The sequence below is a fragment of the Brevundimonas abyssalis TAR-001 genome (assembly GCF_000466985.1).
In the GTDB taxonomy this organism is placed as follows: Bacteria; Pseudomonadota; Alphaproteobacteria; order Caulobacterales; family Caulobacteraceae; genus Brevundimonas; species Brevundimonas abyssalis.
The window spans coordinates 1-10,982 of record NZ_BATC01000077.1 but is presented as its reverse complement, the minus strand read 5'-3'; the positions used below and the strand labels follow the sequence as shown (position 1 = coordinate 10,982).

General features: G+C 69.5%; 14 protein-coding genes and 1 pseudogene. 9 read left to right on the top strand and 6 right to left on the bottom strand.

Translation table 11 applies throughout. The features are described from left to right. Positions 1–34: 34 nt before the first annotated feature. From copC to MBEBAB_RS18460, 3 genes are all read right to left on the bottom strand, one after another. A complete protein-coding gene (gene copC, locus MBEBAB_RS13625; RefSeq protein WP_021698571.1) occupies positions 35–391 on the bottom strand; it encodes a copper homeostasis periplasmic binding protein CopC in 357 nt (118 codons plus the stop codon). A 166-nt stretch (positions 392–557) separates the two neighbouring features. Beyond that, a complete protein-coding gene (locus tag MBEBAB_RS13620) occupies positions 558–1,208 on the bottom strand; it encodes a methyltransferase domain-containing protein (RefSeq protein WP_306302039.1) in 651 nt (216 codons plus the stop codon). Beyond that, on the bottom strand, positions 1,199–1,453 hold the full coding sequence (locus MBEBAB_RS18460; protein ID WP_162471534.1) for a hypothetical protein: 255 nt from the start codon (positions 1,451–1,453) through the stop codon (positions 1,199–1,201). Before MBEBAB_RS18460 ends, MBEBAB_RS13620 begins: the two co-directional genes overlap by 10 nt. Positions 1,454–1,483: 30 nt before the next feature. Between MBEBAB_RS18460 and MBEBAB_RS13615 the strand changes: the two genes are divergently transcribed. Genes MBEBAB_RS13615 through MBEBAB_RS13595 form a run of 6 tightly spaced genes read left to right on the top strand, consistent with a single transcriptional unit; the run spans position 1,484 to position 4,359 of the window. After that, a complete protein-coding gene (locus tag MBEBAB_RS13615) occupies positions 1,484–2,074 on the top strand; it encodes a ComF family protein (protein ID WP_373852953.1) in 591 nt (196 codons plus the stop codon). Between the two features lie 2 nt (positions 2,075–2,076). After that, complete coding sequence (locus MBEBAB_RS18745; protein WP_373852951.1) at positions 2,077–2,268, top strand: ComF family protein; 192 nt, start codon at positions 2,077–2,079, stop codon at positions 2,266–2,268. A gap of 60 nt (positions 2,269–2,328) precedes the next feature. Next, positions 2,329–2,586 (top strand): glutaredoxin 3, encoded by a 258-nt coding sequence (gene grxC, locus MBEBAB_RS13610; protein ID WP_021698568.1) that lies wholly within the window; start codon positions 2,329–2,331, stop codon positions 2,584–2,586. Next, on the top strand, positions 2,586–3,428 hold the full coding sequence (locus tag MBEBAB_RS13605; protein WP_021698567.1) for a carbon-nitrogen hydrolase family protein: 843 nt from the start codon (positions 2,586–2,588) through the stop codon (positions 3,426–3,428). Before grxC ends, MBEBAB_RS13605 begins: the two co-directional genes overlap by 1 nt. Beyond that, positions 3,425–3,859 carry a DUF1178 family protein gene (locus tag MBEBAB_RS13600; protein WP_021698566.1) on the top strand — a complete coding sequence of 145 codons (435 nt, stop codon included), beginning with the start codon at positions 3,425–3,427 and terminating at the stop codon, positions 3,857–3,859. The genes MBEBAB_RS13605 and MBEBAB_RS13600 overlap by 4 nt, the downstream gene beginning before the upstream one ends. Next, on the top strand, positions 3,859–4,359 hold the full coding sequence (locus MBEBAB_RS13595; RefSeq protein WP_021698565.1) for a GNAT family N-acetyltransferase: 501 nt from the start codon (positions 3,859–3,861) through the stop codon (positions 4,357–4,359). Before MBEBAB_RS13600 ends, MBEBAB_RS13595 begins: the two co-directional genes overlap by 1 nt. Before the next feature lie 4 nt (positions 4,360–4,363). On the opposite strand, the gene MBEBAB_RS13590 is transcribed toward MBEBAB_RS13595, so the two are convergent. Both MBEBAB_RS13590 and ubiG read right to left on the bottom strand, forming a co-directional pair. Then, positions 4,364–4,723 (bottom strand): hypothetical protein, encoded by a 360-nt coding sequence (locus MBEBAB_RS13590; RefSeq protein WP_021698564.1) that lies wholly within the window; start codon positions 4,721–4,723, stop codon positions 4,364–4,366. A gap of 48 nt (positions 4,724–4,771) precedes the next feature. Next, positions 4,772–5,578, bottom strand: a complete 807-nt coding sequence (gene ubiG, locus MBEBAB_RS13585) for a bifunctional 2-polyprenyl-6-hydroxyphenol methylase/3-demethylubiquinol 3-O-methyltransferase UbiG (protein WP_021698563.1) — start codon at positions 5,576–5,578, stop codon at positions 4,772–4,774. 54 nt (positions 5,579–5,632) lie between these two features. On the opposite strand from ubiG, the gene MBEBAB_RS13580 reads away from it, so the two are divergent. From MBEBAB_RS13580 to MBEBAB_RS13570, 3 genes are all read left to right on the top strand, one after another. Beyond that, positions 5,633–6,892: an aspartate kinase gene (locus MBEBAB_RS13580; protein ID WP_021698562.1), complete on the top strand. Its 1,260-nt coding sequence runs from the start codon at positions 5,633–5,635 to the stop codon at positions 6,890–6,892. Between the two features lie 78 nt (positions 6,893–6,970). Beyond that, complete coding sequence (thrS, locus tag MBEBAB_RS13575; protein ID WP_021698561.1) at positions 6,971–8,902, top strand: threonine--tRNA ligase; 1,932 nt, start codon at positions 6,971–6,973, stop codon at positions 8,900–8,902. A 305-nt stretch (positions 8,903–9,207) separates the two neighbouring features. Further along, positions 9,208–10,167 carry a hypothetical protein gene (locus MBEBAB_RS13570; protein ID WP_045319394.1) on the top strand — a complete coding sequence of 320 codons (960 nt, stop codon included), beginning with the start codon at positions 9,208–9,210 and terminating at the stop codon, positions 10,165–10,167. Positions 10,168–10,191: 24 nt separating this feature from the next. Here MBEBAB_RS13570 and MBEBAB_RS13565 read toward each other — a convergent pair. Then, positions 10,192–10,982 (bottom strand): annotated as a pseudogene (locus MBEBAB_RS13565) (hydroxymethylglutaryl-CoA lyase); the annotation flags it as partial.

The window sequence follows — 10,982 nt, the reverse complement described above, 5'->3', positions numbered from 1 at the left end:
GCGCAGGACGACGACGCCGGCCTCGATCATCGGGTCAGCGGGCCGTGAAGGTGTAGGAGCCGGTCATGCGATGGCCGTCGGAGGCCGCGATCGCCCAGGTCACGCGGTACACGCCGGCCGACAGCGGCGTCTCGAGTCGGCCGGACAGGGTCTTGCCGTCGGACGAAACGCTGCTGCGAAGCGGCACGGCGCGCCCCTGGGCGTCTTCGAGTTCGATGCTGGAGAACGGCGCCGCGAACCGCTCGCTGAAGGTCAGGCTGACCGACCGGACGGCGGACGCGGTTTGCCCGTCTCCCGGCGTCGCGCTGACGAGCCGGGCGTGGGCCCAGGCTGGTTGAGCCGAAACAACAACGGCAGCGGCGACGGCGAGGGCGAGGGGAACGCGAAACATGATGGACAGACCCTGTGGAGAAGCGTGGTGCGCACCCTCGCCTTACGCATGAGGCGCCCTGATCCCTCGCCGTGAGGCGTACTTCGCCGGGCGCGGATGCGACGGCAGGGTCAGAACTCGCGCCAGCTGGCGCCGCCTCGACCGACCGCACCCTCTTTCCTGAAATCTAGCCGTCTTCCTCGCCCGTGATCTCGCGGGTGTTGAGGGCGTCGGCGAGGCGGACGGTGGCGGAGCCCCGGCGGGCGGGTTTGGGCTGGCTGGCGTGGGGCGCCCAGCCGGTCAGATGGATGATCTCGAAGGTGGCGCGGATGCGGCCGTCCGGGTCGGCGTGGCGTTCGGCGTAGAGCGCGGCGGCGCGGGCCAGAACGTCACGACGGATGGGGCGCGCGGGCCCGGCCAGGGCGCTGGTCTCGCCCATGGCGCGCAGGTCGTGGATCAGGGCGGGCAGGCCCGAATAGCGCACGGTGATGCGGTCCACATCCACGGCGGGCAGGGCGAAGCCGGCCCGCTGGAGCAGGGCCGCGCCGTCGAATCCGTCTGCAAACGGCGAGACGCGGGCCTGGGCGCCGCCGGTGAGCTCCAGTTCGGCCTCGGTCAGCACCCCGCGCAGCTCGTTCAGGGTCGTCCCGCCGAAAAGGGCGCCCAGGAAGAGGCCGTCGGGCTTCAGGGCGCGGCGGATCTGGGCCAGGGCGCCGGGCAGGTCGTCGGCCCAGTGCAGCGACAGGACCGAAACGATCAGGTCCGCCGTGCTGTCCGCAACCGGCAGGGGCATGGAGGCGGGTTGGGCGCGGACCGCTGCGTCCTCGATCACCGCCACGGCGCCGAGGCGCGCGACGCCTTCCTCCCGCGCACGGCCTCGAACAGGCCGGGGTGGGCCGAGACGTCGACGGCGGCGGCAAAGTCGCGCAGGATGAATTCCAGATCCTGGGCCATGTGCCCGGCGGCCCGGCGGTGGAGGAAGTCGGCGTCGGAAAACCGGCGCGCGGCGCGGGCCAGACGGGCGGCGCGGCGGCGGGGGTCGAACAGGCGCGGGGGCGCCGAAGGGGAAGCGGGGGCGGACATGAACCTCCTAGATGGCGGCTGGCGGCGGCGATGGGAAGAGACCCGTTTGCCCGAACTGGGCGGCGCAGCCCGGCGCATGGCCGTGACAATGGGTCGGACGGCGGCGGACGCCTGTTTCCGCCGGTGGCCTGGGACGCCGCAGAGCCCGCCGGCAGTTCGGGTCTGACGGCGGACGGGTTCAGCCGGGCGACCTTTCTGGAGGCGCCGGTGTGCGACGGCTGCGGGGCGGGGTTCGAGTTCGACGGCGGGGCGTTTGCCGCGGACCGCTGCGCGGCGTGTCTGGCCAAGCCCTATGCGTTCCAGCGGGCGCGGGCGGCCTGTGTGTATGACGACGCCTCGCGGGACCTGATCCTGAAGTTCAAGCACGGCGACCGCCACGAGCACGCGCCCCTGTTCGCCCGCTGGATCAGCCGGGCGGCGGCGGACCTGATCGCAGAGGCCGATGCGGTGGCGCCGGTGCCGCTGCACCCCTTTCGCCTGATCTCGCGCCGGTTCAATCAGGCCGCCGAGATCGCCCGGCCGCTGGCCCGCATGAGCGGGCTGGCCTATCTGCCCGACGCCTGGTGCGGGCGAGGCGCACCGACAGCCAGGGCGGCAAGAGCGCGAGGGGGCGGCGGCTGAACGTGCGCGCGGCCTTTTCGGTGACGGAGGCGGGGCGAAAAGACGTGAAGGGCCGCCGCATCCTGCTGATCGACGATGTGCTGACCACCGGGGCCACGGCGGAGGCCTGCACGAAGGCCCTGATGGCGGCCGGGGCGCGGGCGGTGGACCTGGCGGTGGTGGCCCGTGTGCGCACGGCGCGAACCCTGTCGTGATTGAGGCGCTTAACTCCGACGCGCCGACACCCTAGATATGGCGCCAGAAGGAGTTGCGAATTGGCCAAGGTCGTCATCTACACCAAACCCTATTGCCCCTATTGCGTGCGCGCCCTGGCGCTGCTCGAGCGCAAGGGCGCGGACTTCGAGGAGGTCGAGGCCGCCTTTGATCCCGAGAAGAAGGCGGAGATGATCCAGCGCGCGAACGGCGCCCGGACCTTCCCGCAGGTCTTCATCGGCGACACCCATGTGGGCGGCAGCGACGAATTGCATGCGCTGGACGCCCGCGGCGGGCTGGACGCGCTTCTGGCCGCCTGATGACCCTGCGCGTCGCCCTGATCCAGACCCGTACGCCCGCGACGCAAGAGGCGGCGCTGGCGCATGTGGCGCCGCTGATCCGTCAGGCGGCGAAGGACGGGGCCAGGCTGATCCTGACGCCCGAGGGCGTGAATCTGCTGGAGCAGCGGCGCGAGCGCCGCGAACAGGCGGTGACGGATCAGGACGCGGACGCGGCGGTGACGGGTCTGCGCGCTCTGGCCCGCGAGCTGGGCGTCTGGCTGCTGATCGGCTCGGCCATCGTCAGGTCCGGCCGCGAGGGCGACGGGCGGGCGGCGAACCGGTCGCTGCTGATCGACGACGGCGGCGAGACGGTCGCGGCCTATGACAAGCTGCACGTGTTCGACGTGACCCTGCCGGACGGCGAGAGCTGGAAGGAATCCTCGGTCATCCGGCCCGGCGACGGGGCGGTGGTCGCCGCTACGCCGTGGGGAGGGCTGGGGATGACGGTCTGCTACGACGTGCGGTTCCCGCACCTGTATCGGCAACTTGCGAAGGCGGGGGCGGTGATGATCGCGATTCCGGCCGCCTTCACCCGGCCCACCGGCGAGGCGCACTGGGAGACCCTGCTGCGGGCCCGGGCCATCGAGACCGGATGCTTCATCCTGGCCCCGGCGCAGGGCGGCGAGCACGAGGACGGCAGAAAGACCTGGGGCCGGTCCATGATCGTGGGGCCCTGGGGCGAGGTGCTGGCTCGCGCGGAGGGCGACGCGCCTTGCGTGCTGACGGCCGATCTGGACATGGAAGCGGTGGACCGCGCCCGGCGCGCGGTGCCGCAGCTGACCCACGACCGCGACTTCGATCCGCCCGCATCACGCCCATGATCCGCTACGCGCTTTCCTGCGAGAATGACCACGGCTTCGAGGCCTGGTTCGGCTCGTCTGCCGACTATGACGATCAGGCGGCGCGCGGGCTGGTGGAGTGCCCGTTCTGCGCCTCGCGCCAGGTGGCCAAGCAGATCATGGCCCCGGCGGTGGCGGGAACGAAGCGATCGGCGCCCGATCCTGAAACGGCGAAAAAGGTGCAGGCCATGATGATGGAGGCCGCCGGTCAGGTGCGCGCCCATGTGGAGGCCAATTTCGACAATGTGGGCGACGCCTTCGCCAGAGAGGCGCGCGCCATTCACGAGGGGAAATCCGAGGAGCGTGGCATCTACGGCCACGCCACCCCCGCCGAGGTCCGGGCGCTGAAAGAGGACGGGGTGCCGTGTGCGCCCCTGCCGCCCGCGCCGATCGATCCGAAAAAGGCCAACTGATGGGCGGCCTGACCTGGCGGCCCATGACAGAGGCCGATCTGGACGGGGTGGTCGCGGTGGCGGCCGGGGCCTTTCCCGATCATCCGGAGGACCGGGCCTGTTTCGCCAACCGGCTGGCGCTGCATCCGGCCGGGTGCAAGGTGCTGGCCGACGCGAGGGGCGGCGTGGCCGGCTATCTGGTGGCCTATCCCTGGCGGGCGGACGATGCGCCGGCGCTGAACACGCTTTTGCCCGGCCTGCCCGAGGCGCCCGAGGCCTATTATCTGCATGATCTGGCCCTGACCCCGACCGCGCGGGGCGGCGGACACGCGGCGGCGGGCGTGGATCTGGCGGTGCAGGCGGCCCGGGACGCGGGCCTGTCCACGGTCACCCTGACCGCCGTGAACGGCGCGGCGCCGTTCTGGGTGCGACAGGGCTTCGCGCCCCGTCACAGCCCGGCCATGGCGGCGAAACTGGCCGGCTATGGCGCGGACGCGGTCTACATGATCCGGACCGTCTGACCGATCAGGGGATCGCCGGCGGATCGGGCAGGCGGGCGCGGCAGTCGTCGGCGCGGGCCTGGACCTGCTCCAGCGACAAGGGCTCCAGCGTCTGGGCCTCGCGCGCCCGGATGGTTTCGGCCTGCTCCAGGCGGGCGAAGTCGAAACGCTCGCCCATGCTGCCGATCAGGGACATGGCCAGGTCGTCGTACTCGACCGCCCGGTCGTCATGGCCGGCGGCCGTGTCCTGAACGTGAGCGGCGAAGCTTTTCGAGGCGGCGGTTTCGAAGGCGGCCAGACACCGCACCGCCTCGCGCCAGTCGGTGATGCGCTCGGCGGGCTGGGCGGCGTTCAAGGATACGGCGGCGAAGACTGAAACAAGCACCAACATGACTCCTCCCCAGAAGTTGTTGAAACTATTATATTTCAAGCGTCAGTCGCGGGTGGCGACCATCATGTAGTTCACGTCCGCGTCCACGCCCTGCGACCACTGATCAGACAGCGGATCATACGCGATCCCGTACGGGCCTTCCACCGCCACCGGCTCATGGGACAGCATCAGGCGGATTTCGTCAGGCTTGAGGAACTGGCGCCAGTCGTGGGTGCCGGCGGGCACCCAGCGCAGGACGTACTCGGCGGCCACCTTGCCCAGGGCCAGGGACTTGAGGGTGCGGTTGAGGGTGGCCACGATCATCAGACCGCCGGGGGCCACCAGCCGCGAGCAGGTGCGGATGAAGGCTTCCGGATCGCGCACATGCTCGATCACCTCCATGGTCAGGACCACGTCGAAGGGCCCTGCGCCCTCGGCCTCCAGCTGTTCGACCGTGGCGGCCCGGTAGGTGATGGGCAGGCCCTGCGGCTCGGCGTGGGCGCGGGCGGTGCCGATGTTCTCGGCCGAGGCGTCGACGGCGGTGACGGAAAAGCCCAGCCGGCTCATGGGCTCGGCGATCAGCCCGCCGCCGCAGCCCACGTCCAGCAGGGACAGGCCCTGGAACGGCTTGCGGGCGCGGACGTCGCGGCCGAAGCGGGCGGCGGCCTGATCGCGCACGAAGGCCAGCCGGGCCGGATTGAACTTGTGCAGGGGCGCGAAAGGCCCTTTGGCGTCCCACCATTCCGCCGCCTGGGCCGAGAAGCGCGCCACGTCGGCCGGGTCGATGGAAGCGCCGCTGGCGCCCTCGGCGAGGATTTCTTGCGGCGGCGGGGCTTCTCGCGCCGGGCGGGTGTGACTAGAAGCGGCCATGGCTCAAGGGATGAACGCCCGGGCCGCGGTTTGCAACGGGGGATTCGCGCCACGATGACGCGGCTGGTGATGAAGTTCGGCGGCACCTCCATGGGGGACCTGGAGCGCATCCGCCGCGCCGCGCGCATCGTCGCCGCGGAGGTCAAGGCCGGGCGCAAGGTGGCGGTGGTGGTCTCGGCCATGGCGGGCAAGACCAATGAGCTGGTGGCCTGGACCGACGGGGCGGGCAAGCCGGGAGCGGGCGTGGCCCTGTCCGACGACGAATACGACGTGGTGGTGGCCTCGGGCGAACAGGTGACGGCGGGTCTGCTGGCCCTGACCCTGCGCAATCTGGGTCTGGACGCCCGCAGCTGGATGGGCTGGCAGATCCCCATCCTCACCGACGACGCCCACGGCCGGGCGCGCATCGAGGACATTCCCGGCGCGGTGCTGGGCGCGGCGGTGGACTCCGGACAGGTGGCGGTGGTGCCGGGCTTTCAGGGCGTGACCCGCGATGGCCGCATCACGACCCTGGGCCGGGGCGGCTCGGACACCTCGGCGGTGGCGGTGGCCGCGGCGCTGGAATGCCCGTGCGACATCTACACCGACGTGGACGGGGTCTATACGACCGACCCCCGCATCGAACAGAAGGCGCGCCGGCTGGAGCGGGTGTCCTACGAAGAGATGCTGGAGATGGCGTCGCTGGGGGCCAAGGTGCTGCAGACCCGCTCGGTGGAGCTGGCCATGGCGAAGCAGGTGCCCGTGCGGGTGCTGTCCAGCTTCATCGAACCGGACGAGAACGGAAACCTGCCCGAGAAGTCGGGCACCCTGATCTGTGAAGAGGACGAGATCGTGGAAAAGCGCATCGTGTCGGGCGTGACCATGAGCCGCGACGAGGCTCGCATCACCCTGCTGGGCCTGCCGGACCGGATCGAGACCACGGCGCGGCTGTTCACCCTGCTGGCCGAGGCCAATGTGAACGTGGACATGATCGTCCAGTCCCGGGCCCGCACGCCTGAGACCGTGAACCTGACCTTCACCACCGGCCGCCGCGACGCCTCGCGCGCCGCCGACCTGACCCGCGCCGCCCAGGGCGAGCTGGGCTTCGAGGAAGTGGCGGTGGACGAGGACGTGGCCAAGGTCTCGGTCATCGGCGTCGGCATGCGCAGCCATGCAGGCGTGGCCCAGACCATGTTCCAGGCCCTGGCCGACAAGGGCGTGAAGATCCAGGCCATCTCCACCTCCGAGATCAAGATCAGCGTGCTGATCGACGCCGCCTACGCCGAACTGGCGGTGCGGGCGCTGCACGGCGCCTATGGTCTGGAAGCTGCGTAAACCACAGCGGTCACGATTGAAGCTTGAGCGCCTCAGGGGCTATGCCGTGGGCGCGCCCGCCGTTAAGACAGCGCCATCATGATCGAGCTGAAATTTCCCGACGGCGCCGCGCGCCAGTACCCTGCAGGTGTGACGGGCCGCGAGGTGGCCGCGTCCATTTCGCCGTCGCTGGCCAAGAGAGCCGCGCTGGTCGAGCTGAACGGCGCCCAGCTGGACCTGGACCGCACCCTTGAGACCAGCGGCGACTTCCGCCTGCTGATGCGCGAGGACCCGGCGGCCCTGGCCACCATCCGCCACGACGCCGCGCACGTCATGGCCGAGGCGGTGCAGAGCCTGTTCCCCGGCACCCAGGTCACCATCGGCCCGGCCATCGAGGACGGATTCTACTACGACTTCGCCCGCGACGAGCCCTTCTCCACCGACGACTTCGCCGCCATCGAGAAGAAGATGGCCGAGATCATCGACAAGGGCGCGCGGCTGGAGCGCGAGGTCTGGGACCGCGACGAGGCGATCAAATATTTCGAGGGCATCGGCGAGGCCTACAAGGCCGAGATCATCCGCGACCTGCCCGAAGCCGAGACCATCACCGTCTATCGTCAGGGCGAGTGGCTGGACCTGTGCCGGGGCCCGCACTTCCCGTCGACGAAGTTCGTGGGCAAGGCCTTCAAGCTGACCAAGCTGGCGGGCGCCTACTGGCGCGGCGACCACCGCAACGCCCAGCTGCAGCGCATCTACGGCACCGCCTGGGCCACGAAAGAGGATCTGGACGCCCACCTGCAGCGCCTCGAGGAGGCCGAGAAGCGCGACCACCGCAAGGTCGGCCGCGCCATGGAGCTCTTCCACATGCAGGAAGAGGGCCGGGGCATGGTGTTCTGGCACCCCAAGGGCTGGGTGCTGTGGCGGGTGATCGAGGACTACATGCGTCGCCGCCTGGACGCGGCCGGCTATGTGGAGGTCAAGACGCCCCAGGTGCTGGACCGGAAGTTCTGGGAGGCCTCGGGCCACTGGGAGAAATACCGGCCCAACATGTTCGTGTGCGAGACGGTGGAGGGCGAGACCCTCAGCCTGAAGCCCATGAACTGCCCCGGCCACGTGCAGATCTTCGATCAGGGCCAGCGGTCGTACCGCGAACTGCCCCTGCGCATGGCCGAGTTCGGGGCCTGCCACCGCTATGAGCCCTCCGGCGCCCTGCACGGCCTGATGCGGGTGCGCGGCTTCACCCAGGACGACGCCCACATCTTCTGCCGCGAGGACCAGATCGTCGCCGAGACCTCGGCCTTCATCGAACTGGCGCGCAGCGTCCACGCCGATCTGGGCATGGAGACCGCCTACATCAGCCTGGGCACGCGGCCCGAGGTGCGGGCCGGGTCCGACGAGTTCTGGGACAAGGCCGAGGCCCTGATGGCCGAGTCCGCCCGCGCGGCGGGCACCGAACCGGTGGTCACCGAGGGCGACGGCGCCTTCTACGCGCCCAAGCTGGACTTCATCGTCAAGGACGCCATCGGGCGGGAATGGACCTGCGGCACCATCCAGCTGGACTATGTGCTGCCCGAGCGTCTGGACGCCTCCTACATCGCCGAGGACGGCCAGAAGCACCGGCCGGTGATGCTGCACCGGGCGATCCTGGGGTCGTTCGAGCGCTTCATCGGCATCATGATCGAGAACTACGCCGGGGCCTTCCCCCTGTGGCTGGCCCCGGTGCAGGCGGTGGTGGCGACGATCACCTCCGACGCCGACGGCTATGCCGAGGAAGTGGCCGCGAAGTTCAAGGCCGCCGGCCTGCGGGTCGAGACGGACCTGAGGAACGAGAAGGTCGGCTACAAGGTGCGCGAGCACTCTGTGGGCAAGGTTCCGGTGATCGCCGTGGTGGGCCGCAACGAAGCCGCAGAGGGCAAGGTGGCCCTGCGCCGCCTCGGCTCCCAGGCCCAGGAGATCCTGACGGTTGAGGAGGCCATCCGCGTCCTCACCGACGAGGCCACGCCGCCGGACCTGAAGCGGGCGAACTCATAAGGGGCGCAGGGCGCCCTGCCGGACAGCAGACGCCCCGAACCGTTGCAGCGGGTGGGAAGCAGAGATCGACCCGATCCTCCCTGATCAGGGTGTCAGAGACCCCCAGCAGTCGATCAAGGTGAAACGGCGTCGTGCCGCCATTGGGTATAAGCATTGCCGCCTGCGGTCTCGACCATGGCGTAGAAACCATTTCAGGGACGTAGCACCCGCTGCCGTGAACGATAACGACAACAAAGCTGCCGCCGATACATTCTTTATGGTACGATGCCACCTATGGTAGCGCTTCGTCAAGCTAGGGTTGTGGGTTGATTTCTGTTCTGATCTTTTCCTCCACCCTGCTAGTGGCGGGCGTTCAGCCCGGCGCCCCCATTCAATTGGCTGCGCAGGACGGCCCAACTGAGGTAGAGGAAGTGGTCGTCGTCGGTGAGCGCGCCCGAGAGGCGGCTGAAGCCTTCGTCAGTTCGGTGGCCGCGCCGATCCCCGGTCGCAAGGCGGCGTTATGGCGCGAGTCAGTCTGCGTCGGTGTACTCGGCATGCAGGCGGAAGCCTCCCGTTTCATGGCCGACCGCGTGTCCGACTGGGCGTACAGTGTCGGTCTCGAGATCGAAGAGCCGGGCTGTCGCCCCAGCATCATCGTCACGGCGACCGAGGACGGGAATGCGACTGCGCGCGAACTGGTCGCTTCCCATCCCCGCGAGTTTCGTCTCGGCGCTTCCGGCTCCGACCGGGGCCGCGCGGCCCTGGATGCGTTTCAGAACACTCCCCGCCTGGTACGATGGTGGCACGTCAGCCTGCCCGTGAACGATGACACCGGCCTTCCGGTGGTGCGGCTTCCAGGGCAACCCCCATTTGCCGCACAGCAAATAAGGTCGCCAGCCGATCTGGGCCCCTACGGCAGGACTGTAGCCGGTTCATCTGTGATGGACCACACGCGGGACGACCTGATGCAGGTGATCATCGTGCTGGATGTGGCGGCGCTCGAACAGGCCGATTTCATCCAGATCACCGACTATGTGGCCATGATCGCCCTGGCCCAGATAGATCCGGATGTTGACCCAGCGTACCCGTCAATTCTCGACCTGTTCAGCGAGGAGGGCACGCAGGAGCCGGTTATGACCCGTTGGGATCGCGCCTATTTGCAAGCCCTTTATGGGGCGCCCCAGACCGCCTCCACAACCGGCGCAAACCTTTCCTCCATCGCCCTCAATCTCGCGCGGGAGCTTGGCTTGAGCGAAGAGGAAGAAACACTCGGCCCTACGGATTAGGGCGCATAGAGCACACGCCCTGGATCAGGCTTTCGGGAACGGGCCGGCGCGGCTGAGGCTGGAGGGGGGCGTCTTGCCGAGGCGCTGGCCGACCCAGCGGGCCGTCTCGATCAGGCGTCCAGATCATAGCCGGTCTCGAAGCCGCCCCGGTGCAGCATGTACACGAGGTCCTCGGTTCCGATGTTGCCGGTGGCGCCGGGCGCGAAGGGACAGCCGCCGATGCCGCCCACCGAGGCGTCCAGAATGTCCACGCCCGCCTCGACCCCCGCATAGGCGTTGGCCAGTCCCGTGTTGCGCGTATCGTGGAAGTGCAGGCGCAGCTTCGCGTCCGGCGCGGCCTTGCGCGCGGCCTCGACCTTCTTCGTCACGGCCCAGGGATCGCCGGCGCCGATGGTGTCGGCCAGGGCGATCTCGTCCACGCCCAGGGCGCCGATGCGGCCGACGAGATCGGCGATCTGATCCACCGACACCTCGCCGTCGAAGGGACAGCCCCAGACGCACGAAATGGTCACCGACAGGGACGGCGCCGCATCGCCCGGGGCGGCGTTGTGACGGCGGGCCACGATGTCGGCCAGCATGGCCGCCTGACCCTTCAGGTCCAGACCCTGGTTCTTCAGGCCGAAGCCGTCGGTGGCGGCCACCGAGACATTGACCTCGTCCACCCCGGTTGTGAGGGCGCGGTCATAGCCCTTGGCGTTCAGCACCAGGCCGATGCGGCTGCGCCCGGTCGCCGGGGGCAGGTCGGCCATGACCTCTTCGGCCCCGGCCATCTGGGGCACATATTTGGGATGCACGAAGCTGACCGCCTCGATGCG

Excerpts from the sequence above, each read along its gene's own strand:
- MBEBAB_RS13605 (WP_021698567.1), top strand. The coding sequence starts at position 2,586 with ATGACCCTGCGCGTCGCCCTGATCCAGACCCGTACGCCCGCGACGCAA.
- MBEBAB_RS13580 (WP_021698562.1), top strand. The coding sequence starts at position 5,633 with ATGACGCGGCTGGTGATGAAGTTCGGCGGCACCTCCATGGGGGACCTG.
- copC (WP_021698571.1), bottom strand. The coding sequence starts at position 391 with ATGTTTCGCGTTCCCCTCGCCCTCGCCGTCGCCGCTGCCGTTGTTGTT.
- MBEBAB_RS13595 (WP_021698565.1), top strand. The coding sequence starts at position 3,859 with ATGGGCGGCCTGACCTGGCGGCCCATGACAGAGGCCGATCTGGACGGG.
- MBEBAB_RS13615 (WP_373852953.1), top strand. The coding sequence starts at position 1,484 with ATGGGAAGAGACCCGTTTGCCCGAACTGGGCGGCGCAGCCCGGCGCAT.
- MBEBAB_RS18460 (WP_162471534.1), bottom strand. The coding sequence starts at position 1,453 with ATGTCCGCCCCCGCTTCCCCTTCGGCGCCCCCGCGCCTGTTCGACCCC.
- MBEBAB_RS13600 (WP_021698566.1), top strand. The coding sequence starts at position 3,425 with ATGATCCGCTACGCGCTTTCCTGCGAGAATGACCACGGCTTCGAGGCC.
- ubiG (WP_021698563.1), bottom strand. The coding sequence starts at position 5,578 with ATGGCCGCTTCTAGTCACACCCGCCCGGCGCGAGAAGCCCCGCCGCCG.
- thrS (WP_021698561.1), top strand. The coding sequence starts at position 6,971 with ATGATCGAGCTGAAATTTCCCGACGGCGCCGCGCGCCAGTACCCTGCA.